General features: G+C 40.0%; 19 protein-coding genes and 1 other RNA gene. 9 read left to right on the forward strand and 11 right to left on the reverse strand.

All coding sequences use genetic code 11. The annotated features are described in order from the left end of the window. Window positions 1-44: 44 nt before the first annotated feature. The 3 genes from KDN43_RS03240 to KDN43_RS03250 form a co-directional block, all read right to left on the reverse strand. Window positions 45-1,061 carry a hypothetical protein gene (locus KDN43_RS03240; RefSeq protein ID WP_238868256.1) on the reverse strand — a complete coding sequence of 339 codons (1,017 nt, stop codon included), beginning with the start codon at window positions 1,059-1,061 and terminating at the stop codon, window positions 45-47. Next, window positions 1,054-1,872 (reverse strand): fimbrial biogenesis chaperone, encoded by an 819-nt coding sequence (locus KDN43_RS03245; RefSeq protein WP_238868257.1) that lies wholly within the window; start codon window positions 1,870-1,872, stop codon window positions 1,054-1,056. Before KDN43_RS03245 ends, KDN43_RS03240 begins: the two co-directional genes overlap by 8 nt. A gap of 90 nt (window positions 1,873-1,962) precedes the next feature. Next, window positions 1,963-2,526 (reverse strand): hypothetical protein, encoded by a 564-nt coding sequence (locus KDN43_RS03250; protein WP_238868258.1) that lies wholly within the window; start codon window positions 2,524-2,526, stop codon window positions 1,963-1,965. Window positions 2,527-3,192: 666 nt separating this feature from the next. Between KDN43_RS03250 and KDN43_RS03255 the strand changes: the two genes are divergently transcribed. Beyond that, window positions 3,193-4,017 (forward strand): alpha/beta hydrolase, encoded by an 825-nt coding sequence (locus tag KDN43_RS03255; RefSeq protein WP_238868259.1) that lies wholly within the window; start codon window positions 3,193-3,195, stop codon window positions 4,015-4,017. Window positions 4,018-4,216: 199 nt separating this feature from the next. After that, on the forward strand, window positions 4,217-6,070 hold the full coding sequence (locus KDN43_RS03260; protein WP_238868260.1) for an outer membrane protein assembly factor BamB family protein: 1,854 nt from the start codon (window positions 4,217-4,219) through the stop codon (window positions 6,068-6,070). 109 nt (window positions 6,071-6,179) lie between these two features. Here KDN43_RS03260 and KDN43_RS03265 read toward each other — a convergent pair whose 3' ends face one another. The 8 genes from KDN43_RS03265 to KDN43_RS03300 all read right to left on the reverse strand — a co-directional run bounded on the left by KDN43_RS03265 (window position 6,180) and on the right by KDN43_RS03300 (window position 14,524). Then, window positions 6,180-7,415: an aminotransferase class V-fold PLP-dependent enzyme gene (locus KDN43_RS03265; RefSeq protein ID WP_238868261.1), complete on the reverse strand. Its 1,236-nt coding sequence runs from the start codon at window positions 7,413-7,415 to the stop codon at window positions 6,180-6,182. 29 nt (window positions 7,416-7,444) lie between these two features. Then, window positions 7,445-8,785 carry a Fe-S cluster assembly protein SufD gene (gene sufD, locus KDN43_RS03270; RefSeq protein WP_238868262.1) on the reverse strand — a complete coding sequence of 447 codons (1,341 nt, stop codon included), beginning with the start codon at window positions 8,783-8,785 and terminating at the stop codon, window positions 7,445-7,447. A 2-nt stretch (window positions 8,786-8,787) separates the two neighbouring features. Next, the gene (gene sufC / locus KDN43_RS03275; RefSeq protein WP_238868263.1) at window positions 8,788-9,549 is read right to left on the reverse strand and encodes a Fe-S cluster assembly ATPase SufC; all 762 of its coding nucleotides are present in this window, start codon (window positions 9,547-9,549) and stop codon (window positions 8,788-8,790) included. 214 nt (window positions 9,550-9,763) lie between these two features. Beyond that, window positions 9,764-10,543: an ABC transporter ATP-binding protein gene (locus tag KDN43_RS03280; RefSeq protein ID WP_238868264.1), complete on the reverse strand. Its 780-nt coding sequence runs from the start codon at window positions 10,541-10,543 to the stop codon at window positions 9,764-9,766. A 12-nt stretch (window positions 10,544-10,555) separates the two neighbouring features. After that, the gene (locus tag KDN43_RS03285; protein ID WP_238868265.1) at window positions 10,556-11,305 is read right to left on the reverse strand and encodes an MlaE family ABC transporter permease; all 750 of its coding nucleotides are present in this window, start codon (window positions 11,303-11,305) and stop codon (window positions 10,556-10,558) included. A gap of 57 nt (window positions 11,306-11,362) precedes the next feature. Further along, entirely contained in the window at window positions 11,363-12,910 is a 1,548-nt protein-coding gene (locus KDN43_RS03290) for a YihY/virulence factor BrkB family protein (protein ID WP_238868266.1), read from the reverse strand. Between the two features lie 15 nt (window positions 12,911-12,925). Then, an RNA gene (gene rnpB, locus KDN43_RS03295) (RNase P RNA component class A) lies at window positions 12,926-13,291 on the reverse strand. Window positions 13,292-13,642: 351 nt separating this feature from the next. Next, window positions 13,643-14,524 carry a LytR/AlgR family response regulator transcription factor gene (locus KDN43_RS03300; RefSeq protein WP_238868267.1) on the reverse strand — a complete coding sequence of 294 codons (882 nt, stop codon included), beginning with the start codon at window positions 14,522-14,524 and terminating at the stop codon, window positions 13,643-13,645. Window positions 14,525-14,702: 178 nt separating this feature from the next. Here KDN43_RS03300 and KDN43_RS03305 point away from each other — a divergent pair, with 178 nt between their 5' ends. From KDN43_RS03305 to KDN43_RS03335, 7 genes are all read left to right on the forward strand, one after another. Further along, complete coding sequence (locus KDN43_RS03305) at window positions 14,703-15,824, forward strand: DUF6051 family protein (RefSeq protein WP_238868268.1); 1,122 nt, start codon at window positions 14,703-14,705, stop codon at window positions 15,822-15,824. A gap of 92 nt (window positions 15,825-15,916) precedes the next feature. Beyond that, a complete protein-coding gene (locus tag KDN43_RS03310; RefSeq protein WP_238868269.1) occupies window positions 15,917-16,480 on the forward strand; it encodes an RNA polymerase sigma-70 factor in 564 nt (187 codons plus the stop codon). Between the two features lie 236 nt (window positions 16,481-16,716). After that, window positions 16,717-17,685: a FecR family protein gene (locus KDN43_RS03315; RefSeq protein WP_238868270.1), complete on the forward strand. Its 969-nt coding sequence runs from the start codon at window positions 16,717-16,719 to the stop codon at window positions 17,683-17,685. Between the two features lie 336 nt (window positions 17,686-18,021). After that, a complete protein-coding gene (locus tag KDN43_RS03320) occupies window positions 18,022-21,387 on the forward strand; it encodes a SusC/RagA family TonB-linked outer membrane protein (RefSeq protein ID WP_238868271.1) in 3,366 nt (1,121 codons plus the stop codon). A gap of 134 nt (window positions 21,388-21,521) precedes the next feature. Next, window positions 21,522-23,276 (forward strand): RagB/SusD family nutrient uptake outer membrane protein, encoded by a 1,755-nt coding sequence (locus KDN43_RS03325; protein ID WP_238868272.1) that lies wholly within the window; start codon window positions 21,522-21,524, stop codon window positions 23,274-23,276. Window positions 23,277-23,377: 101 nt separating this feature from the next. Beyond that, a complete protein-coding gene (locus KDN43_RS03330; protein ID WP_238868273.1) occupies window positions 23,378-24,163 on the forward strand; it encodes a DUF5018-related domain-containing protein in 786 nt (261 codons plus the stop codon). A gap of 221 nt (window positions 24,164-24,384) precedes the next feature. Next, window positions 24,385-25,230, forward strand: coding sequence for an endonuclease/exonuclease/phosphatase family protein (locus KDN43_RS03335; protein WP_238868274.1), 846 nt, complete (start codon window positions 24,385-24,387; stop codon window positions 25,228-25,230). Window positions 25,231-25,293: the final 63 nt, after the last annotated feature.

Here is a 25,293-nt window from a genome sequence, read left to right on the forward strand (position 1 = left end):
CAGTGCTTTAAATGATAGAATTAAGTATTCGGGGGAGCACATTATTATTGAGGCGTTATTTCATAAATCAGAGATGTTCCATACAGGTTTGATGATGCATCATAAAGCCGGTAATCATTAGGCTGTGTAGAATATATGATATTAAAAGTTGCTGTTTCATTCCCAGTTGACACACCCCGGAATATGGTTTTCGATTCGGTTGATAAGGTTGCAGGGACAGAAGTTCCGGCACTTCCTGAAAGATGCAGCTTCACTACATCAAGAGGTAGGGAACTTCCTTCTAATGATGAGAAGTTTGCATCTGTAGATCTGACAGATATCTGGTAATCTGTTGTTGCTGTAACCAACAAGCCATCGCTGTACGTAACATTTTTACCATGAATATAATCGTCCATACTGTTTAGTTCAAGTAATCCGTTTGATGCTTCAGCCGAAACACGTATTGAATACTCGTTTTCGGGTGGAAGTGTGCCTGAGAGTCTATGGACATGAATAATAAAAAAAACATCCTGATATCCGATAACACTATTATCCGACCGGTAAGCTGTAAACCTTAAAACTCCGTTAAATATCTTATTCCTTAGAGAGTTAAGATATCCACCTCCTGCAACTACGAAATCAAATACCATTCTGAGATTATAATATGAATTCCACTGGCTCACGTTGTATAGAGGAGCGTTGGAAGAGGGCACCAGAAATACCTCGTTATCATCTGAAAGGATAACCGGAGATATCATACCTATCTGTTGAACGGTTGGTAGTGGTCCCGGATTATTTGCTCGACCTTCAGTATATACCGGGACCAGGCTTAGTCGCTTCAAAGGGAAAGCTTTATTACCTGCGGTGAAAGGTTCAATTATCCTGACAGACAGTTTCCACCCGGGAATATTCAGGTTGGTTCCAATATAAGTAAAACCCATGGTAAACCCATCTGCAGCCACTGCTCCATTATAGGAATATACATTCAGGTAGTTATGGCTCCAGCCGTTGAACATTAGCTGCCCGTACGACATAGCTGCAACTGATAAGAACAGCAATATATGTGGAATTTTTTTACTCATTGCTAAACACCAGCTCTGCAGCTTCAATTGTTGTTTTATCACCATAATCGAGCATTACGGTTGCAATAAAATCGCCCTTCACCAGAGGTTTTGTCATAGGAATACTCAAGGTACGTTTATCTCCCGGCAATGTATAAAAATCTATCGGCTCTAATTCAACCTCATTACCTGTGGACTTGTTAAAAAGGCTGCTGCTAACCTTTCCGTTTATCCATATATTGCCACAGTTAGTGAAAATCAGATAAATAGATCCGTTCTCCCGGTCTAAACCAAGATTCTCTATTTCCAGTTTTTTTATCTCCGGAATGCTACTTCTTCTGTATATCTTAACCCCTTGGCGGACATTAATTTTTATGGCTGCACCTTGTGAATCAGCGCCATCAAGGGGATTCATTTGAGTTACATAGAGCATGGCCGTCTGCACTTCTCCTTTTATACCTTCTATTGGTACAGTCATGTTTAGGTCTATCTCCCGGTTCTCTCCGGGTTTAAGAGAAAGGTATGTTCCTCCGGGGAGTGTCAGCCATCCGGCACAGGAGTTATCAAGTGAACCGGGTGGAAGCATAATGTTGTTACCCTTGTCGTCATATTCCCAGTCCCCGAAAGTTATTGACAGGTTCAGCGCATGCTCTTTGCTGATATTGCTTAAATATATTTTTTGCGAGCTTGTTTCCCCAGGATTAAGATTATAATAGGCCCTTGGCGGGGAGACTGAAATACCGACTTGCGAAAAGAGATTCTGCGATATAAATATCAATGCTCCCGTAACAAAACATATACACAAAATCGACTTGTTTTTTACTGGTAACATAAAGCTGAATTCTTTAAAGGTGAAAGTTAAAAAAGGGAAAGTTAGATATAACAATCACTCTTTCCCATTTATTGAATTCCGGTTTAACCTCTAATTTGCAACTATTGTATAGGTAACATCAGCAGTATATATAGACTCTGGGGTATCAGGATGGGTATATTTGTCGATATATTTATATCCTCCACCTGCTTCGTTGTTATAAGTTATATTGTATTTCAATTCCGATCCACCTTTTTCAGAAGAAATCAGTGAGGTTTGTGTAGTCGATAAGTTAACTGAAGAAAAAGTCCCACCACTTGTGTTATCAGATCCGGCTTCAGCCAAAACAACCATATCGGAAGCTGCAATATTTTCAGTTCCTTTTGTGAAATCACCATTAGTCTGCACTGACACCGTAAATCCACCTGTACTGAAAACAGTAAGATGGTCTTCTTTTGTAACAGAAACACCATTGTTATAGTCATCCTTAGTGTAATACTCAATATCCACATTCTTTTGGGAAGGATTAACCGAGATAGTTTGAATAGGCTTGAATTTGATATTTAAAGTTACATTGTCGGCATTTGCAGGAGTTCCTTCAGCCATCACCTCATTTACACTCACTAAACCGCTAATTAAAATAGCAGCGGTTAAAAATAAATTTTTTGTTTTCATCTTTTTGTTGTTTGATACTTTATAAAAAATTTGAATTATATATGATTCGAATAAATTCACATTACGGACATTTCGTTATATTTTCGAGACATCTGGTCAGCACACTATTATATCGCAAAAAACATAAAGGCCAAACTGTGGAATACCTTCAGTTTTTTACTTGATAAAAAACAATAATAATTATACTATTGCGACACTATCTTCACTTTTAAGACAACTACCAAGAGTAATTTTATTATTGCCGAAAATTTATTGATTATTATCTTAAAATTAGGGACACGATTTTTAAAATTTCGGCGGAACACATTCCGGAGGTAGAAGGACAAAGGATAACCCTTGATCTAAATACTGTTCAATGATTTGGTTCTAATAGGAGACTAACATAACAACATTACAATTTTTTAATTCTAAAAAAAACATCAATAACGCTGTACTGCAATGTACATAAGGGATAGCTCAGCTTTAATATTTTTAAGCGTAAAGTCCTATTCTATAAGGTATTACTACCCGACACCCAAAAAACGCTGCAAATGTACATGTTTTTTTTGTAACATTCGTGTTTTTAACTTTGTTTAAGTTTATTTACAACTGATAAACATTGCGATTTGTAAAAGAAAAAGTAGCCGGATAACCGATGAATGCTTATCTTTGGGGAAAAAAATTGTTATGTCTAAAAATTTTTATTTAAGCTGGTTGTTAACAGCTATTTTTTCAGTTACAACACTTTATGCATCTAAGGTAGATACCGTAAAAGTGTTCAGCCCTTCAATGAAGAAAGAGATCAAGGCGGTTATAATAACCCCCACCTCCTGCTCAGCGGATACCCCGTCTCCTGTACTTTACCTGTTACACGGATATAGCGGGGATTATAGCAGCTGGGTGAAAGCATTTCCTGTAATCAGCGAGCTGGCTGACAAGCATGACATGATGATTGTCTGTCCCGACGGGGCATATGGAAGCTGGTATATGGACAGTCCCGTTGATCCTGATTTTAAGTATGAGACCTTTGTCGCTGAAGAGTTGATCTCATGGATAGATAAAAATTACAACACTGTTGCATCACGCGAAGGACGTGCCATAACCGGACTTAGTATGGGAGGCCACGGCGGTTTGTACCTTGCCTTCCGGAATCAGGATCAGTTTGGTGCTTGCGGAAGCATGAGCGGGGGTGTTGACATACGCCCCTTTCCAGACAACTGGGATATTGCCAAAAGATTGGGAACACAACAGGAGTTTCCCGAACGATGGGAGCATAACACCGTGATGGGTTTACTTCATCTGCTTACTCCCAATAAGCTCAGTATTATTATCGACTGCGGGACTGAAGATTTCTTTTACGAAGTGAATGAACGCTTGCACAGAGAGCTGCTGTACAGGAACATTCCTCATGATTACATTTCCCGCCCCGGCATTCACGACTGGAATTACTGGGCAAATGCAATAAAGTACCAGATACTATTTTTCAGCGAGTTCTTTAAAATCAGTAATTAAACACACTATATAATTACGATTTGCAAAATTAATCTGTAAAAATCTCAGGTCACCCTGCCCGTATTTTGCACCGCCTTAAAAGGTCGAGCCTGAACTGGCATGACCTGAGTCGTTTATGAGAAGCCAGTCTTTTGTAAAGCCAGCCTTTTGTACGGCCTTAAAATATCTAATAGACAACTAACAATAAAAAAAGCAAGTTATGAAGAAGTTTATTTCACTGTTTTTGTCCATTTTTGCAGGAATTGCCATTTTTGCCCAAGCACAGCCTGAGGCCTTCAAATTTGCACTTATAACCGACACACACATTGGAAGCCCTGATAATAATGAAGACCTTTTCCGTACAGTGAAGGATATAAATTCACAAAAGGATATTGCTTTCGTGATTGTCTCGGGAGATGTGACCGAATTCGGTTCCTATAACGAATTACGAATGGCAAAATGCCTGCTGGATGATCTGGATGTGCCGTGGCATATCCTGCCGGGGAATCACGATTCCAACTGGTCGGAGAGCGGGACAAACGATTTTTTGAGGGTGTTCGGAAATGAAACGTTTGGTTTTGATTACAACGGTTATAAGTTCATCGGACTTGCTTCCGGTCCTAATATGCGAATGGGGCCCGGGCAGATACCACGTGAAAACCTTACATGGTTTTTTAAAGAGTTAAAGAAAACCAACACCAATACACCTATTATCTACGTAAATCATTACCCCATGGATAATTCACTTAACAACTGGTACGAGGTGATGGATGCTTTGCGTCCCTACAATGTTCAGTTGATGCTTTGCGGGCATGGACATACCAATAAAGCAATGAATTTTGAAGGCGTGCAGGCTGCTATGTGCCGATCCAACCTTCGTGCAAAAGAGGATTATGGCGGCTACAATATAATAACAGTCAACCCGGGAGAGGTTTCTTTGCAGGAGCGGATTGTCTCCGGAGAAACTCGTGCTCCGTGGCTCTCCTGTTCAACACATGGCCGTCCACGGTGGGAAAGCGATTCTCCCAGGCCCGGCTACAGCATTAACATAAACCATCGTCACGTAAAAGAGGCTTGGAGCATACAGGAGGAAAGTGATATGGGCAGCGGTATGTTCATCCATGAAGGAGTGTTGATTTACACCAACACTGCCGGAGAGATAAAAGCTGCGAATAGTGCTGACGGCCAGACTATATGGATCTTTAACACCGGAGGTAAAATTTACTCCACCCCCACGGTATACAAGAACAAAGTATGGTGTGCTTCTTCCGACTCTTACCTGTACGGACTTGATGTGCGAAACGGTAAGCAGTTATTTAAACTAAAAAACGACAAGCCGGTGGTCTCATCTGCCGCTTGTGCAGATAATATGGTAATGATTGCCGGTGGCGACGGTTGTTGCCGGGCATGGGACGTAAACACAGGAAAACTCCGTTGGAAGTTCGACAGTGTTGAAAACTTTGTAGTGACACGTCCGCAAATAATAGAGGCCCTGCTATTTTTCGGAAGCTGGGGAAATGAGTTTTACGCAATAGATATCAAAACCGGCAACTCACGGTGGATCTGGAGCAACGGGCATACTAACAGAATGCTGTCACCTGCACAGGTTGTTCCCGTAATTACACACGGGCGTATTTATCTTGCCTCTCCTGACAGATTCATGACTGTGCTGGCAGAAAAAACGGGAGAGGTAATATGGCGGTACAACGATCCGGAGCAACGGGTACGCGAATCGATTGGAATTTCTGAAGATGGCAACACGGTGTATGCCAAAACAATGGATGGAAATATTATTGCTATTGATGCAACCGTTCCGGAAAGGAGGGTGAAATGGGTTTCATCGGGTGAAGATATGGGTTACGAACTTACCCCCACACCGGTTGTGGAGAAAAACGGAGTTGTTTACGCTCCCACCGACAAAGGGCTGATCTACGCTTATCGCGCATCTGATGGCACCTTTTTATGGAAGTACCGCATCTCAAGCGGACTGATTAACATGATCCTGCCCACAGAGAAAGGCGAACTATATGTCTCTTCAATGGATGGGAAGCTAGTGAAGTTAACGGTTTTATAGCGTGGCACCCAGGCTGCTTCCTTCAATACAAAATTTAGCGGGAACGATGCTCTGCAGTTCTCCCATCATACCATTAGCAATCTCTGGCACGATACTATAGATGCTATAGTTATCTTTTTACGTTTCTGAACATTTTAACGATTCGTTCAACACCTTTAACAAGCTTGTCTGCTTCCTCTTTTGTGTTGTAGAAGGCAAAGGAAGCTCGTACGGTTCCCTCTATGCCAAGCTCATGCATAAGGGGTTCTGCACAGTGGTGCCCTGTTCTTACCGCTATACCCATCTTATCCAACAATGTACCTATATCGTATGGGTGAATACCATCCACCAGAAACGAGATCACACTGCTTTTCTCTCCGGCATTGCCTATTATACGTAGTCCCGGTATGGATAGTAGTTTTTCAGTTGCATATTGCAGTAACTCATGTTCATATGCGGCTATCTTATCTATTCCGATTGAAGTGAGATAGTCAAGAGCGGCAGCCAGGGCCGCTGTTCCCACAAAATCGGGTGTCCCGGCCTCAAATTTAAAGGGCAGGCTGTTGAAGGTGGTTTTATCAAAAGAAACGCTTTCAATCATCTCACCTCCCCCCTGGTATGGAGGAAGATCATTTAACCACCGCTCTTTACCATACAATACCCCTACACCGGTAGGGCCGTATATCTTGTGTGAAGAGAAGACCAGAAAATCACAATCGAGCTGCTGTACATCAACCCTGCAGTGCTGTACAGACTGGGCTGCATCAATAAGTACAGGCACGTTTTGTGCATGCGAAAGCTTTACTATCTTATCTACAGGATTAATTGTACCTAAAACATTGGAAACATGTGTTACAGAGACAAGCCTGGTACGAGGCGTTATCATTCTCGACAGTTCATCCGTCAGCAGCTCGCCATCAGCGTTTATTGGGGCCACTTTCAGCTTCAACCCGTAATAATCGCACTGCATCTGCCAAGGAACAATGTTGGAATGATGTTCCATTGCGGTAATCAAAATTTCATCACCCTCCTTGCAGAATTTACGGCAAAAAGAGGAAGCGACTAAATTTATCGATTCGGTTGCTCCACGCGTAAACACAATCTCGTTGGAAGAAGCTGCGTTGATAAATTTCTGTACCGTTCTCCTTGAGGCCTCATGTTCATCGGTAGCTGCCTGGCTAAGAAAATGCACCCCCCTGTGTACATTGGCGTTTTCGAGACAGTACATTTTAGTGATCTTGTCTATCACACACTGAGGCTTTTGCGTTGTTGCCGCATTATCCAGATAGACCAGTGGATTCCCGAATACTTCACGTGAAAGTATCGGGAAATCGTCGCGTATCTTGTATATATCAGCTTTATTCAAATTACTCCTCTTTTCAACATTACTATCAACTATTTGCATACATTGCAGTTCCCGCATCGCATCAGTTCGCCCCTGAAACGCTTATCAATAAGGTTAACCAGCCTCTCCTGAAGTGTTTCAATACGTATAAGATCCACCACATCACGAGTAAAAGCCACCATCAGCAGAAGTCGCGCCTCTTCTTTGTCTATTCCCCTTGCGCGCATGTAGAACAGCGCTTCATCATCTAAATGGCCTGTAGTAAGTCCGTGAGAACATTTTACATCATCAGCATATATTTCAAGCTGTGGCTTTGAGTACATTCTGGCATCTTCAGATGCGCACAGATTCCTGTTAGTCTGGTAAGCCTGCGTTTTTTGGGCATCTCTCTCCACCAATATCTTTCCGCAGAAAACCCCTGTCGATTTATCCTGCAAAACAGTTTTAAAAAGTTCGTTGCTCGTACAGTTAGGAACGGAGTGATCAAGAAAAGCGAAATTATCGATATGCTGTGATTTATCGCATATGGCAAGTCCTCCCGCGTGTGCTTCGGCATGTTCGCCCAGAATGCGGTACCGATAGTTGTTACGGGTATATCCGTTATGGAGGGTAATACCGCTTGTAACAACATTGGATTTCTCTTTCTGTTCACTGAACAGGTTGTTCAGGCGGGTCACCTTCACTGAGTTTTCCTCAAGCTCATACATATCCACTTGTGCAGACACATCGGCAAAGATCTCTGTAACCTGCGTCACCACAAAATTAACATCGTCAACCGTATGATCACACACCAGCAGTTTCACGTGTGCATTCTCTTCCGCAATAATCAATATTCTCCTGTTCACATTCAGATCTACGCCTCCGCGTAATATATTGATAAGCTGCAAAGGTTTATCAACAGAAACATTTTTAGGAACATATACTACAAATCCATCCTGAGCAAACATAGTGTTGTATGCCACAACACCATTATCCGAGTAGTCTGCAATTTTCGCATAATATTTTTCAAACTGTTCGGGATAATTAACAGAAAAAACCTGCAAACTGCCTACAAAAACACCTTCCGGTAAAAACTCCAAATGCTGGTTTTTATCGTAATACCTGTCGTTTATAAGAAAATATAGGTTTGTAGAGAGGTTGGGCACATCGCATTTGAAGGCATCGTAAGGATTAACCGGAATAGGAATATTCCGTAGGTTCAAACCTAAATCAGCATCAAAAGCTCGTGCAATATTCGAGTGTTTGTAATCTTCATTCTGTGAAGTGGGAAATCCAATATTCTTAAAGGTTTCAAAAGCAGCATCTCGGTAACTGTTCATCGCCTCTGAGGAATATCTGTCCAGCTCACTCCTGTATTGTTCAAACAGATCTATATATTGTTGTTCAATCATTTTTACAGATGGGTTTTGGGATATGGAGTTATCAGCCAGTCATAGCCTCTTTTTTCGAGTTCGAGGGCTAAATCGGGGCCTCCTGATTTAACAATCTTACCCGCATACAGCACATGCACAAAATCTGGTTTGATATATTCAAGCAAGCGTTGGTAGTGAGTGATAAGAATGGTTGCATTCTCTTTGGTCTGGTGCTTATTCACACCGTCAGCAACTACCCTCAACGCATCAATATCAAGTCCTGAGTCGGTCTCATCAAGAATAGACAAGAGTGGGTTTATCATAGCCATCTGAAAAATTTCATTTTTCTTTTTTTCTCCACCTGAAAACCCCTCGTTTACCGAGCGGTTAACCAGCTGGCTGTCCATTCCCAACAACTCTCTCTTATCGCGCATCAGTTTCAGAAAATCGGAAGCAGTAATCGGCTGTTCATTCCTATATTTCCTTTGTTCATTAACAGCAGCACGCATGAAATTAACCATGCTCACACCGGGTATCTCAACCGGGTACTGAAAACTAAGGAATATTCCCTCACGTGCACGATCCTCGGGTTCCATATCGAGTAGATCTTTACCATTGAAAATTATACTGCCCCGGGTAACTTCATACTTGGGATTTCCGGCGAGCACAGACGCAAGGGTACTTTTCCCTGAACCATTAGGTCCCATAATAGCATGAACCTCGCCGGGTTTTACTTCCAGATCTACACCTTTTAATATCTCTTTATCTTCTACTATCGCATGCAGATTCTTTATCTTTAACATATTTGTAATCACGTGTAATATTATTAAATAGGCTGCTCTATTTAACGCCGCCCTAAAATAGTTTATTTGATAATACGAGTATGACAACAATTGCCACACAAGGATAGAATTCTCGAGACTGATAACAAACGATCCTCCTGAAATGTTTGATTTGTGCCTTAAATAATTGCTCACCCATTATACTAAATCGGGAACCGTCTCCTTTTCAACGCACCTATCCCTTTTCATCTTCGGCAATTATATCTTCCGCCTCCTTTATCTTCTTAAACAGATCAGATGCGAACACAAAATCGTTAAGCTTTACGTTATCAGCATCCATTATTTCCGACCTGTTTCCTTCCCACTCCTTTACCCCTTCATTGATAAAAATAACATTGTCTCCAATATTAATTACCGAATTCATATCATGAGATACAACTATTGTTGTCATTGAAAAATCTGTTGTGATATCATGAATCAGCTCGTCTATAAGCTGAGATGTTTTCGGATCGAGCCCCGAATTAGGTTCATCGCAGAAAAGATATTTCGGATTCAAGGCAATTGCTCTCGCAATAGCCACCCTTTTCTTCATTCCTCCGCTTATCTCTGAAGGATAAAGGCTGGCTGCATTAAGCAGATTGACTCTCTCGAGGCAAAATTCTGCACGTTTTTTGCGCTCACGCTTATTCTTCCTGGAAAACATATCAAGCGGAAACATCACATTCTCAAGCACTGTCTTTGAATCAAACAGTGCTGCTCCCTGAAAAAGCATTCCAATATCGCGACGAAGTCGACGAACCTCACCTGGTTTCATGCCGATGAAATTCTTTCCATCATAACATATCTCTCCAGATGTAGGAGTAATTAATCCGACAAGGCATTTAAGCAGAATCGTTTTCCCCGATCCGCTTTTCCCGATGATCATATTAACTTCTCCCTTATAAAAGGTAGTATTTATATTGTTAAGAACAACGTCGCCGTCAAACTCTTTTGTAAGATTTTTTATTTCTATCATACAGCCATTCCTTTACCCCAACACCAACTGCGTAAACACTAAGTCGGTAACAAGAATCAAAACGCTGTTTATCACCACCGAATTGGTACTGGCCTGCCCCACCTCTAGAGCGCCACCTTTTGCTGTGTACCCAAAATAGGCTGCCACAGATGCAATTATGAAACCAAAAAGCATCGATTTAAAAATGGAATACCAGATAAGTGACTCTCTAAAAAATGCCTGAATTCCATATACATAAGTATCAACTGATGGTATCCCCAGAACAATACATATGACATATCCTCCAAACATTCCCGTAAACATGCTAAAAACGACCAACACTGGCATAAATGCAACAAATGATGCTATCTTTGGCAATATCAGGTAATTTGCAGAGTTAACTCCCATTATTTCAAGTGCGTCAATCTGCTCGGTGATGCGCATTGTTCCAATTTCAGAGGCTACATTAGAACCCACCTTGCCAGAAAGGATAAGGCACATAATGGTGGAGGAAAATTCCAGCAGAATAATCTCTCTCGATACAACACCCACGGTAAACCTCGGCAGCATAGGTGAGTCGATATTCAAAGCTATCTGCAGAACAATAACAGCTCCTATAAAAAAAGAGATAATAACCACAATCCAGATAGAGCTGACACCCAGCTGATAAACTCCTTTCATGAACTCTTTCATGAACTCTCTAATTCTATCCGGCACTGACAATACTTTCTTCATCAGCAACGCGTATTCCCCTACACTTTCTATTGAACTGATAAAACTCATGTGCCTTTTTCGTTCGCTAATTATTTTTGCAAAGATAAATAAAATTATTACTGCGACTTACAAATCTTTCAGCAAGACATCATTTTTGTCATCGAACATACTTTTACGGGTATTCTCCAAAGCGTTCCAGTGATCCCGAAACTCCTCTTCTATATCTATCATGAAATCTTCCGATCCATGCTTATCAAGTTTTGAAATCAGGAGGTTCACCGTAATCTTATTAATATCGAATGCGGGCTGGTATGCGGGCACTCGCTCATCTGACGCTGAAGGAGTGATTGAGATAATTTTCAGTTCAAGCAGTTCATTCAAGATGTCGTTTGTAAGCCGCACCGGCACCTTGCACCACACCGAAAGGTGATCAGCAGTAAGTGGTGGTTTCCCCTCAGCAAAACGTTGAACTATCTCAGTGGTGATCATAAGCGTGAAAAAATCTTTATATCTGCGGCTAATATTTCGCGTCTCCTTCTCGAAAGAGAATTTCCTTACATTTTGTGCTGCATAGGATATCTCTGCGCCAATAAGAACAATAAACCACGATGTCTGAATCCAGAGCAACATTAGAGGGATAGCGGCAAATGTACCGTAAATGGCATTATAGCGGGTAATCCACAACTGACCGCTCAAATAGAGCATCTGAAAAAACTGAAATGCTGTCCCCGCAATTATTCCTGCAAGCAAAGCATTAGTAAATTTCACTTTTGTATTCGGCAAAAATTTGTAAAGTACAGTAATCAGAAGAATGATTAAAACAAAGGGTACAATATTCAGCAGGCGGGGTATAACAGGATACAATATATAGATAATCTTCAACGTATTGTTTTGAGGATAGCTGATGATACTCAAGGTATTGGCAAGAACAAAAAATATTGGCATCAGCAGTATAAACGCGGAATAATCGGTCACTTTCCGCGCAATACTTCTTCCTTTAGGCACCTGCCAGATTTTATTCAGGTTATTTTCAATATCACCGAAAAGGAGAATTATAGTATATAGAAACAACATAATACCCACTCCTGCAAATATTCCCCCACCCTTCGCCTCTTCTAACGACTTTTTAATAAGCAGAAACAGCAGGTTCAGAAACTCGCGGGTTCTCTCCTCTGCGGTCGCATTTTCTCCGGGTATAGCGGTAGTTATATCGGCTGAACCGGGGGTACCAGTGATATTTGAATTTCCTAAGTGTACCTGAACAGCGTTCACACTGTCGCTTGGTGTTTCGGGGATGGGTACTATTACCTCACTATGATGAACATCGCCAAGCATGAAGTTAAAGATACTGCTCTCCATTATATTCTCTATTCCAAATCCACGAGCAATGGCAAAAATTACTGCCAGCAACGGAACTATAGAGAGTAAAGTTCTGTATGTAAGCGACCGGGAACTGGCAGCAATATCAAGCTCCTGCACATTACGGACAGTTAGCATAACCGTCTTTATGGAATCATAAAGAATATTTTTTTTATTTGAAAGGGTTTCGGGATTCTGACGCCATATATCGAACGACAAAAATTGGATCAGTTTTTTTATCCTGATCCTTAAAAGATCGAGTCTGCCGGGTTTTTCCTCCTCTTCGCGATCGTATCTTTTGTTTTTTTTTGCCATTTTTTTTCTTAATAAAAAAGCAGCTGGCCTGTAAGCCGGGTTCTGTATCCCGAAGAGTCGGGATGTCTGTCATTTATCTGCGGATAAGTGTCGCCACTCTCCTTTAGCGGCCTACCCCTCGGCATCGGGCGAGCAACCCTACATATCCGATATACATGGCCTTGCAACCCATAACACGTACGGCATGCTGCATTGCTGCAACATCCGGTGAGCTCTTACCTCACCTTTTCACCCTTACCCGCGGCATAAAACCCGAGCGGTTATTTTCTGTTACGCTTAACTGCCCTCACGAACAGCTTCCCGTTAGGAAGTATGGTGCTCTGCGTTGCCCGGACTTTCCTCCACGACGTTAAAAGTCGCAGCGACAAACCGACCTGCTGCAATTGCAAAAGTAATACTAAATTAGCGATTTAACCCTATTTCTTGAGGTTTTTTACATTTCAGAATATGATTTAAGATTTAGATTCTTTTCTCAAACCAGCAGTATGGCAAAAAAGTTTCAACATATCACGCAATTCAATACCCAATAGCAGATGGCCAGGTAATAAAATACCGCGATACGCCGCATAATCGATTAACTGCAAATATAACAGGCCAGAATAAAGGCAAATATCCCTTTTCGCTGATTATATGGCGATTAAGCAAGCACCCGCCAAAGGGTTATTAAATTATACGCTGCTTTCCGTTATAGGATGAAGGACGCACAAAAGTAACAGCCAAAGGATTATTAAATTACACGGTATATTGTGAAAATTTATTCATAAACTCTTCATAATAAGTCTTTGAGACAGGGATATCGGGTGTGCTTTCAGCGTCAAGCTCCAGGACAAGCCCTCCTTTTATCTTCTTCAATATCTTCACCTTGTCAATATTCACTATGTAGGAACGGTGGCAACGAACCAAGGGGGTCTCTTTAGTTAGGTTCTCCTCCATCCACTTGAGCGAGTTACGAATTAAAAAACGCGACAACCTCGATTTGTTCAGATAATAAATGGTCGCATAATTATCTGCAGATTCAATATAAAGTAGATTCTCCAGCATAATAGATATCTTCAGATCACCTTTTTCATCAGGGAAAGCGATTAAAGTTTTCGCATGTATATCGGCAATCTTTTCATGTCCTATATGCTCTAACAAAGCACTTTTCTCTTTCCATGAAAAATATAGCCAGGAGATTAAATACGGCAAAAGTAACACCAGTGTAGTGTTGAAAAGGCTCTGGCGGAAAATTTCGGATATATCCCTGACGATCCCATCCTTGGGAAAGAATTTAGCAAATAGGGTGTAGAAGATAGCCATAGCCACTATCTCGCAGAGTATCCATAATGCGTATTGCCAATAGAGTACATCCCGCCTGTTTGAGTAAGCTATAAGAATCACACGGCTGATTACAACAACCAACATTCCTGTAAGTATTATCAGACTCGAAAACGCAAAATATTTAATATCTGAAATACCTGGATACCAGTCGCGGGAGCCGAAAGGTTGAAAAAGATTGATAAACAATAGCGCGAAGAGAGCCGTAAAAAGAATCATTCTAAGGCTGTTCTTCTTATCATATAGATATGCAGGGATCTTACCGTCCATCTTATCATCAAATTTTTTCCTGTTCAATACAAAATTAAATTTTTATTGAAGACTTACCAAAATAATTGAGGATGCGGAGGAGATTTTTCACCCCTGCATATCAGATTTCACCCCATATACAAGAATATATCCCTAAATTGCTGCCACTTTCCCTTTCATTTGCTAATAAGTGAAAAAGCCTGTTCTTTTACCGAAAAAAGGAATTATGACAAGTTATTTGAAACAATACAAAGAACTTAATCAATGTTTCAAACAGGGGATTGAATCTCATTTGGAGAAAAACAATATCGATATCTGTTTTTTCAGTTTCCACAGTTTTTCAAATGAAGGTAAAAATAAAATATCAGAGTACTGGGACAACAATATCACCGAAAATTTTTCTTTCGAATATCCGGTCTTTACTCCTTCTGAAAAAAAGAAATTTAACGAAGCCATCGTGCTTCTGCACGGGCTTAACGAGAGAAGCTGGAATAAATACCTGCCATGGGCTGAATATATCTGTAACCATACTCGCAAACCGGTAATATTATTCCCGTTAGCTTTCCATATAAACCGTTCTCCGCTCTCATGGTCAAACCCCCGTAGTTTAAGCCTGTCGCAACTGTTAAACTTCAGAAGGGAAAAATTCAACGGCGATCGTTCTATCAGCTATGCCAATGTAGCTTTAAGCGACCGCATAAGTCAGTTTCCAGAAAGATTTTATCTGTCGGGGCGTCAATCCTGGGAAGATTTAACTATTCTCTTCGAAGAGATAAAAACAGGGCATCATACGCTTTTCGGGGAAGGTGCCCAAATAGACATCTTCTCATACTCCATAGGTACCTTTCTTTCGCAGGTTGCCCTTATGGCAAACGATAAAGATCTTTTTTCCGACTCCCGCCTATTTATGTTTTGTGGCGGAAGCATCTTCCGTTCCATGTTTGGCATATCAAGAAGCATTATGGATAAACCTGCATTTGAGAAGTTGCAACACTATTATATTAATGTTTTCGGTAACGAAAAAGCACCAATATGGAAACAAGACAATGGCTTTAATGCATTTATGCGAATGATAACGCCTGAAAGGATGAAGAGCAAACGCGAAAAATTATTTTCAGGTTTGGCTAAACGAATAAAAGGAATTGTACTCGCCAAAGACCAGGTAATACCTTACAAGGGAGTTCTGGAAGCTTTGGGCCGAAAAACCGCGGAAGCCACTGTCCAATTAATCGATTTCCCTTTTCCCTATACACACGAGAACCCGTTCCCCATTAACACAAAGGATGCCTCATCGGTGAACAGAGCTTTCGTCAATGTGTTTTCACAGGCAGTAGAGTTTCTGATTTAAACCATCATTAATATATTTGAGATTTGTATTAATTATAATATTTTTATATTTTTGAGGTTCGATTTCTCAAAAAAACTAAAAATAATTTTCAGGTGCAGTCATCATCGGGATACAAGGCTCAATTTGAAGAAGTGTATGTTTCCAACTATGCACGAATGAAACGATTTGCACAGCAATACCTAATCCACGAGGAGGACGCTGAAAATATTGTGCACGACATTTTCTCAGAGCTTTGGGAGAAAAAGATGGAATTCTCTTCTTTCGTGAACTTTAACGGATACTTATTTATGATGTTGAAAAACAGGAGTATCGATTTCCTCCGTCGTAAAACCCTTGAACAACACGCTATCACCGAGATGCAGGATGAATACACCCATAGCCTGAAACTGAGACTCGCATCTTTGGAAGAGCTGGACAACAGGCTTCTCTCAGATAACAATATCGATACCATCATCCAAAAAGCAATTGATGCACTACCCGAAAAATGCCGGGAAATTTTCGTGATGAGTAAAATAGAAGGGAAAAAACAAAAAACAATCGCAGAAGAACTCAACATCTCAATCCACACCGTTGAAAGCCAGATGGGCATAGCCTTCAAAAAGCTGAGAGAGGCATTAAAAGATTACATTCCACTCTTTATCTTCTTTTTTATTTAACTTATTATCAATGGATTTAATCTTCTCAGATTTTATTTCACCATCTCTATCAAACCAATCCTTTACAAGACGAAGTTGCAGCAAGTTTCTTCTTTGCCCGACCGGTTTAACGAAAAAGTTTCCACAACTGAATATTCCAAACTATTTTACCCTCTATACTTGCCTAAAGAAAAAAATTTACTCTTTCATTAGCGGATTTTTACTTTTCATTCGTTTTATTAATAACAAGCATTAAAATGGACGAACAACTATTGCGATATTTTTCTGGAGAATTAACGATTAGCGAACAATTGGAATTGACTCTCAGTATTGAAAACGACGACCGGTTAAAGGCCGAATTCATTCGTTTACAGAATCTAAGTGCGGTTTCGGAACTTTCATCTCACCCCACAGACCGTAGTGAGGGAGACAGACATTTCAAAACATTTATCTCTCGAGTCAAACGTAATGCCAAAAGAAAAATCTTTGTCAATATTGCGAAATATGCAGCAATAGCGCTTATTCTGGTCGCTTCAACCGTTTGGGCTACGCTCTGGATCACTGACTCAGAGGCAACGGCAATGAACACGTTATTCGTACCGGCGGGACAACGGGCGCAACTAAGGTTACAAGACGGAACCGAAGTCTGGCTAAATGCACAATCAACTTTGAAATACCCTTCTCGCTTTTCTAAACGAAAGCGGCAGGTAGAGATTACAGGTGAAGCTTTTTTTGATGTGGCAAAAGATAAAAATAAACCTTTTATCGTTACCACACAAAACACTCATATGAAGGTGCTTGGAACACAATTCAACGTGTATAGTTATCCCGGAGCAGGATACATTCAAACAGACCTGGTAGAAGGTTCAGTGAAAGTCTATCAGGAGTACAATGAGAATATCAGTATAGTCCTGAAACCAAATGAACAAGTGATAATAAAAGGAAGTAGTATGACTGTCGGCAATATCGATAATCCCGATCATCTGCTTTGGAGAAATGGAATTTACTCTTTTAACAACGAATGTTTGATCGATATCATTGAGAAATTGCAGCTCTACTACGATGTGAAAATTATAGTGGAAGATCCTGAAATATTCAATACAAGATACACCGGAAAATTTCGCCAACGCGATGGAATTGACGAGATCATGCGTATTATACAAAAAATTCAGCCATTTAAGATTGAAAAAGACAAAGACGAAAATATCATCACCTTAAAAAAATAAAATAATGAACTCTCTAAAATATAATTGCCTATGAAGAATCAGATTCATAAATAAAAAAGCGACAGGTGCGCCAACACCTGCCGCTAAGCTTAAAGCAAAAATTCAACTATTTCGTTAAGCAATACGTGCATAAGACAAACTTGTTGGAATTATGCCTTTGTTAGAAATAGTCTAATTGTAATGAACTATCACTTAGTATTCACTTTAAACTCATACAAATATATGATAAAAAACATTTCATCGGATCGCTTTTTGCTAAAAAAAAGCGACTTTAAAGATTTATTCAAAATCATGAAAATCTGCTTATTTCTATTGTTTGCCTTCGCATTTCAACTGATGGCAACAAATACAAATGCCCAGGATGCTATAATTGAACTGAGATCCAACTCTGTAACCGTAAGTCAGCTGATCAGTGAAATTGAAAAACAGACGGACTATCTGGTCGTTTACAGCAACCGCGAAGTAAATACCAACAGAATAATTACTTTCCAACGGAAATCGGATAAAGTCTCCGAATACCTTAACGAAGCTTTTGCAAATACTGATATCGGCTACGATTTTGAGAACAACTATATTGTCCTTTCAAAAAAAGCCCAACAAACAACTAACATTCTTACTAATTTGGAGCAAACAGCCCAACAGCAAGGAAAAACCGTAAAAGGAACCGTTACCGATTCAAACGGAGAACCAGTTATTGGCGCTACGGTTATAGTGCAAGGCGATGCTAGCAAAGGTACGGTTACCGATATCGACGGAAATTTCACCCTTTCCGGAATTCCGGAAGATGCAGTCTTATTGTTCAGTTATGTTGGAATGAAAGCGCTGGAAGTATCTCTTAAAGGAAGGAGTAACGTATTGGTGGTGATGGAGTCAGATTCGGAGATGCTCGAAGAGTTGGTGGTAGTGGGATACGGAACACAAAAGAAAGCAAACCTAACCGGTGCTGTAGGGCAAGCTGATCCGAAGCAAATTGAGAACCGCCCAATTCCCAATATTGCTGTTGGTCTTCAAGGCATTATCCCTAACTTGAACATTAGCATGTCAAGTGGAGTGGCCACAGAGGTGCCTAGTTTTAATATACGTGGAATGACTTCGTTGACCGGAGGAACTCCTTTAATTGTCATTGACGATGTGCCTTCAACAGTAGAACAACTGATGAAATTGAACCCCAGTGATATTGAAAATATATCTACATTGATGGATGCTGCATCGGCAGCAATTTATGGGGCTAGAGCGGCCTTTGGTGTGGTGTTAGTGACCACCAAAAATGCCCAAAAAGAAAAATTGATTGTGACTGTAGGTTCAAATGTTTCTTTCCGCAGGCCTATCACTATCCCTCAATTTGTAACTGAGCCTGATACCGTTGTGTCATTACGGGTGCTTGGAAGTGGTTTGTGGTATTCGGTAAAGGATATCTATGGTTCGAATGATATGGACTATTTACATGCTGTAGCCAGAGGAGAGGCCGACCCAATAAGATTAAATCCGGAACAACCAGATCGGTGGCAGTATGCAGGAAGTACCGACTGGTTTAAAGAAGCAGCCAAAAAACATGCAATATCTCAAAACCATAATTTCTCAATTTCAGGAAAAGAGAAAAAGGTTAATTATTATTTCTCCGGAGCCTTTAACAGGCAAGGTGGTTTGTTTAAAATTGCAAAAGAGGATTTTGACCGTTACAATCTTCGGTTTAAAATCAATTATAATTTGACTCCCTGGTTGGTACTGTCGAATAATTCTGGATTTTCCTACGATATATACGATGAATCATCCCGAAGGATAGATGTTCAAACCTTGTTTGAAACCCCAACTTTCGATATGATCAAAAATCCTGATGGTTCTTGGACTGCAAGAGGAGCTTCCGTGTTCGGAGCTATAAAAGATGGAGGGAGAAGGGTCTCCAAAAATAATAATTTCAACACAACATTTACAGCGAAAGCCACCTTATATAAAGACCTGGTTTTTACAGGTAAAGCCTCTTTTCTGAAAGCCAGTTATGACATGTCGGCATTTTGGATCCCTATCCCCTACAAACTGGGACCCGATCATGTTGAAATCTATCGCCCTTTAAAAGAGGCTCAGCGTGAAGCTCAGTCAAAAAACCAAAACGTTTTTGATTTATATTTTGACTATGATAAAGAAATCGGCAAGCATAAAGTGCATTGCTTGGCGGGGTATAATCAGGAATATTATTACAATAACTGGTTTTGGGCATCTAACAAAGACTTAATCAGTGAGAATGTGCCTTCGATTAATTTAGCTACAGGCGATCCTTTAGTTGGGGAAAACATTGACGATTGGGCTACCCGGAGCGTTTTTTACCGATTAAATTACAACTTCGATAACAAATACCTTTTTGAATTTAATGGGAGATACGATGGGACCTCTAGGTTTCCAAGCAACAAACGATTCTGTTTTTTCCCTTCAATATCGGCTGGATGGAATTTATCGAAAGAAGAATTTTTCAAACCTCTTAGTTCCTATGTGAATTATCTGAAACCCAGAATTTCTTATGGTAATTTAGGAAATCAGGATGTGAGTTCCTATTTCTACTTACCCAGTATGTATTCCGGTAAAACCGAGGCGATTATTTACGGTGGCAATAAACTTGATCAACTTACCACTGTTTATGCACCAGGGCTGGTATCCCCCAATTTAACCTGGGAAACAGTTAGCACAATAAATTACGGGGTAGACATGGGTTTTCTCCAAAATCGTCTGAGCGCAACATTTGACTATTATCACCGCAACACATACGACATGCTGACCCCGGGTAAAACACTGCCAGCTGTTTTAGGGACTTCATCTCCAAAAATGAATGCTGCCGATTTGATTACCAAAGGTTGGGAACTAACGGTTTCATGGCGAAACGAGGCGAAAATACTGAAATCACCCTTTAATTATTCTGTTAAAGCAATTCTTTCAGACAGTCGGGCATGGATTACCAAGTATGATAACCCTGACGGCAAATTAAGTGATTACTATGTTGGTTATGAAATTGGGACAATCTTTGGCTTTGTTTCCAACGAATTATTCCAATCTCCCGATGAATTAAAGAATCATGCCAATCAAGGAATGTTGTGGACTTATCCTGACAAAGTACCCCCTGGACCAGGTGATATTAAGATTGAAGATCTGAATGGCGACGGAGTAATCAGGACAGGCAATACCATTTACGACCTGCAAGATCAAAAAATTATTGGCAATTCATCTCCTCGTTACCGGACCAGCTTTATGTTCGACTGTAATTGGAAAGGAATTGACTTGAGCTTGTTTGTTCAAGGAATCCTGAAGGGAGACTATTATCCTGGCGACACATATTTTTGGAGCGTTTATCAAACTCCCTGGATGAACGTAACTAAATGGCATCTTGACAATATGTGGACTCCCGAAAATACCGACGCTTATATGCCCCGCTTAAAAGGGTATGCCGCTTCGTGGTGGGGTGGTGGCGAACTGATTCGGGCAAACACCCGCTATTTACAGAAAAGAACTTATATGCGACTTAAAAATGCCAGCTTGGGATATTCCCTACCAGAATCCCTAATTCAAAATGTGAATATTTCTGGAATTCGATTCTATGTCAGTGGTGAAAACTTGTTTACATGGACTGCATTTGAAAACAAAAATTGCGATCCCGAGACATTGGCAAAATATCCACTTCAGAAAACATTTTTATTTGGTGTGAATTTTACATTTTAAAAGAATTAAAGTTTATGAAATCAACATGGAATCTTAAAAAAACATACACAACCTCTCACACTACTGGGAATGAGAAGAATGAATGACCATGCTGGTTAAATAAAATAGCATAATCAATAAACAATTTTAATGAGATGAAAAAAACATTATGCATAATAACAGCTTCAGTCGCATTGCTAGCCTGCAATGATGATTTTCTGGAGCGTTATCCTCAAACGAGTATCGTAGAAAAGAATTTTTTCAAAACAGTCGCTGATCTTGAAACTTATTCAAATCAGTTTTATGACTATCTATATGTCGAAAACATCGACCGCAATACCGATAATACCACTATTGAAAAAGGTAACATCAGGTCCCTTATGCTAGGAACCATCACTGCAGATAATGCTGGCGGATGGGACTGGGGCTCTTTAAGGGCCATTAATACGCTGCTCGATAATTCATTAAATATAGAGGGAGATGATCTGGAGATCAACAAATTTAAGGCTGTTGGTAAATTCTTCAGGGCACGTTTTTATATCGACAAGGTTAAAACCTATAGCGATGTTCCTTGGTATGGGAAGGTACTTACTGATACCGATATTGATTTGTTATACAAAGCTAGGGATACCCGTGAGATAGTCGTTGATTCAATTATTGCCGACCTTGAATATGCCACAAAATATATGGGGGAAAGCAAGCATAAAACGCGATTATCAAAGTGGGCTGCCTTTACTGAATTGGCAAGATTTTGTCTCTACGAAGGAACTTATAGGAAATACCACGAAGGAGAAGCTGATTTGCATGTGGTGAAAACACCAGAGTATTTTCTAAATAAAGCCATTGCTGCTGCCAGTGAGGTGATGGAATCCAAAAAGTTTGATATTTATTCAACCTCAAACTTTGACACCGACTACGGTAGCCTTTTTAAATCGTATGAACTGAATGACAATTGTGAAGTTATCATGTACCTTGCTCACGAAGAGAATAAGCGGGAAAACAATTCAGGAAAAGTACTTGATTATGAAAACGGGATTAGCCGTTCCTTTGTCGATTCGTATCTTTACAAGGATGGATCCTTTGTTCCCCGTAGTGTTACCGATACTTTACAGATAAATTATATTTTTGAAAATCGGGATCCAAGGTTAAAGCAGTCAATCATGTATCCCGGCTATGTGCTGTACAAAATCAGGGCCCACAAATTGCCCATAAACAAAACCGGAGGATACGGACAAATCAAGTTTTTACCCGATGAGAGCAAAAACCATTTGGCCATTTATGTTTCGGCTTCCACATCACTCCCTTTATACCGGTATGCTGAATTATTACTGATATATGCAGAAGCAAAGGCTGAGATGGGAGAACTCACCCAGGCTGACCTGGATAAAACGATAAATGTTTTGCGAAGAAGAGCCGGTATGCCCAATCTATTTATGAACCCTCCTATCGATCCTATGATGGCTGAAATGTACAACAATATTAAATCAACACAAAGTGCTGAACTGTTAGAAATTCGAAGAGAAAGAAACATTGAATTGTTTGCCGAAGGATTTAGGTATGACGACCTGATGAGATGGAAAATGGGCAAAGTTTATGAGTTCCCTCAGCAGGGAATATATGTGCCTAAATCGGGACTAGTTGATATTACTGGCGACGGAAGTCCAGACTATTACATCTGTGATACTGACGAAAATATCCCTTCAGACTTGCCCGGGGATATTTCAATTGAGATTACCTCGAAAAGCAATATTCCGTATTTTCTTGAATATGGAGATCACGGACATATCATGTTCAAAGCCGAAAAAAACGGATTAGGTAGTTTTGTCGAGCCTAAGTATTACTACCGTCCTGTCCCTACTTCTCAACTTAATTTAAATAAAAATTTAAAACAGATTTTTGATTGGGATTAATATTAGTTAAAAAAGATAGACATTAAAATAGGCCACGTCAAAAAACGAATAGCATTTATTGTACATGGCGAATTTTATCGAAAAAACAAAAATTAAATGAAATGAAGAATATTTATAAAATCATACTGGGACTATCTTTGATAGTAGTGGGTTGCCAGCAGGGAGTAGATATTGATGTGTCAATTATTCCAGACAAACCATTTATAAAATCAATTACTCTTGCCAATATGGATTCTACCGGGATTATTCGAAATCCCATAAGTCAAACCAATGTGATAGACACCATTAACTTTATTGATTCGGTATTTGTAAAAGACCGTTCGGTTAATTTTTCAAATATCTGGGCACAGGCATCTCTCGAAGAAGGTTGTACAATAGAACCTCTTGGCGATTCCCCGGCTTTTGGTGAATATGGAGATTTCTCGAAACCCACAAAATATAAAGTTATTTCCCCTACCGGAAGAAGTGCCGAATGGACCGTCGTGGTTGACTTTGAAAAAATTGTAATTAATTGTAAAGTCGATAACTGGGTAGGTAATATTTTCTGTAGCGATGGCATCTGGAGCAGCTACAGTCCGGGATATTGCACAGGCACTAAAGTTTCCAGCAGTTGTGACAGATTAAACCTGACATTCCCTTTTTGGGACGACGAAGCACTAATGGCAACTTTCGAACTGGAGCTAGGGGATTATGACCCCGAGTTATTTTCCGGAAAAATCACCCTTTTAGACGATGTACACCTTGTTGGTTCAGGATATGATGTTACATTCCATAAGGGTGATGCGGGAACTTATAGCCTACTTTCGGGGGTGATGGAGTTGGTAATTGACTTTAGCGGATACGATATAGGTGACGATAAATATAAATTTACTATTAAAGGACAATAAGTAGAATATTAACAATAGAGGTATTACCCAATTACGGCTATCATTCAATAAGCAGTGATAGCCGTAAATATCTCGATACGTGCATCTGTTCCGATTGATCCTCTAAAGGGTTTAATTTTTAGATGGTGCTTGATCCACTAAAAAACTATTTCTATTAAAGCAACTGTTTAATTTTAAAAAATGCCATATTTTGAGCCACACAATAATTAATTATAAATAAAATGAACACAATTGATGTTTTTACAAATGAGTACAAGGTAACAAAAAAACAAATACGATGGGTTGCATTATTAACCTTTATCTGTTCGCTGTATATTCCACTTGCTTCTTTTGGGCAAGAGATAAAAGTAATGACATACAATATCTATCATGGGGAAGAATATTATTCTCCGGGTGAGAAAAATTTGGAAAAAATCTCTGCAATTATCAATAAATACAAACCTGACTTTGTTGCCATGCAGGAAGTAGATAGCATGACCAATCGTACGGCAACAATAAATAACGGGGTAAAAATGGATGTTATAAAAGAACTTGCTGCCATGACCGGGATGTATGGTTTTTTTGGTAAGGCTATTCCTTACAGCGAAGGAGGTTATGGCGAGGGTGTCTTATCGCGTTTTCCCTCCAAGTCCATGTCTTATAACCTGCCGACTCCATCAGGTGGTGAAGGTCGTGCTTTACTGATGATAGAACATACTTTTTCAAACGGACAAAAAATTATATTTGCCGGGACCCATCTGTGCCACCAGTTTCCCGAAAATAGGCTGGCTCAAACCAAGGCAGTCTGCAATATTCTCAAAGACTCAACTATTCCTGTAGTTATGGGGGGAGATTTAAATTTTACACCAGATTCGCCCTCTTACCAAGAAATAACTAAATATTTTGAAGATGTAGCAAAAATGAGGGGGAAAGCCAAGTACACATTTTCTTTTGACGAACCCTCTTCCCGGATCGATTATATCTTTGTCTCCAAAGGCCATAAATGGCGTATTAAAAATGTAAAAGTGATAAAGGAGAATGCCTCTGATCATATGCCGGTTTTAGTCACTTTGGAGCTGAAAAAATAGGTTTTTAAATACAACCATATTGGTCGGATTTGGTTAAAATTGCAGCAATAAAGAAATGAAAAA

The sequence above is a fragment of the Proteiniphilum propionicum genome (assembly GCF_022267555.1).
GTDB classification, from domain to species: Bacteria; Bacteroidota; Bacteroidia; order Bacteroidales; family Dysgonomonadaceae; genus Proteiniphilum; species Proteiniphilum propionicum.

What these genes read in the sequence shown, in the direction of transcription:
- KDN43_RS03240 (WP_238868256.1), bottom strand. Translation starts at nt 1,061, where the DNA reads ATGAGTAAAAAAATTCCACATATATTGCTGTTCTTATCAGTTGCAGCT.
- KDN43_RS03245 (WP_238868257.1), bottom strand. Translation starts at nt 1,872, where the DNA reads ATGTTACCAGTAAAAAACAAGTCGATTTTGTGTATATGTTTTGTTACG.
- KDN43_RS03250 (WP_238868258.1), bottom strand. Translation starts at nt 2,526, where the DNA reads ATGAAAACAAAAAATTTATTTTTAACCGCTGCTATTTTAATTAGCGGT.
- KDN43_RS03255 (WP_238868259.1), top strand. Translation starts at nt 3,193, where the DNA reads ATGTCTAAAAATTTTTATTTAAGCTGGTTGTTAACAGCTATTTTTTCA.
- KDN43_RS03260 (WP_238868260.1), top strand. Translation starts at nt 4,217, where the DNA reads ATGAAGAAGTTTATTTCACTGTTTTTGTCCATTTTTGCAGGAATTGCC.
- sufD (WP_238868262.1), bottom strand. Translation starts at nt 8,785, where the DNA reads ATGATTGAACAACAATATATAGATCTGTTTGAACAATACAGGAGTGAG.
- sufC (WP_238868263.1), bottom strand. Translation starts at nt 9,549, where the DNA reads ATGTTAAAGATAAAGAATCTGCATGCGATAGTAGAAGATAAAGAGATA.
- KDN43_RS03280 (WP_238868264.1), bottom strand. Translation starts at nt 10,543, where the DNA reads ATGATAGAAATAAAAAATCTTACAAAAGAGTTTGACGGCGACGTTGTT.
- KDN43_RS03285 (WP_238868265.1), bottom strand. Translation starts at nt 11,305, where the DNA reads ATGAGTTTTATCAGTTCAATAGAAAGTGTAGGGGAATACGCGTTGCTG.
- KDN43_RS03290 (WP_238868266.1), bottom strand. Translation starts at nt 12,910, where the DNA reads ATGGCAAAAAAAAACAAAAGATACGATCGCGAAGAGGAGGAAAAACCC.
- KDN43_RS03305 (WP_238868268.1), top strand. Translation starts at nt 14,703, where the DNA reads ATGACAAGTTATTTGAAACAATACAAAGAACTTAATCAATGTTTCAAA.
- KDN43_RS03315 (WP_238868270.1), top strand. Translation starts at nt 16,717, where the DNA reads ATGGACGAACAACTATTGCGATATTTTTCTGGAGAATTAACGATTAGC.
- KDN43_RS03320 (WP_238868271.1), top strand. Translation starts at nt 18,022, where the DNA reads ATGGCAACAAATACAAATGCCCAGGATGCTATAATTGAACTGAGATCC.
- KDN43_RS03325 (WP_238868272.1), top strand. Translation starts at nt 21,522, where the DNA reads ATGAAAAAAACATTATGCATAATAACAGCTTCAGTCGCATTGCTAGCC.
- KDN43_RS03330 (WP_238868273.1), top strand. Translation starts at nt 23,378, where the DNA reads ATGAAGAATATTTATAAAATCATACTGGGACTATCTTTGATAGTAGTG.
- KDN43_RS03335 (WP_238868274.1), top strand. Translation starts at nt 24,385, where the DNA reads ATGAACACAATTGATGTTTTTACAAATGAGTACAAGGTAACAAAAAAA.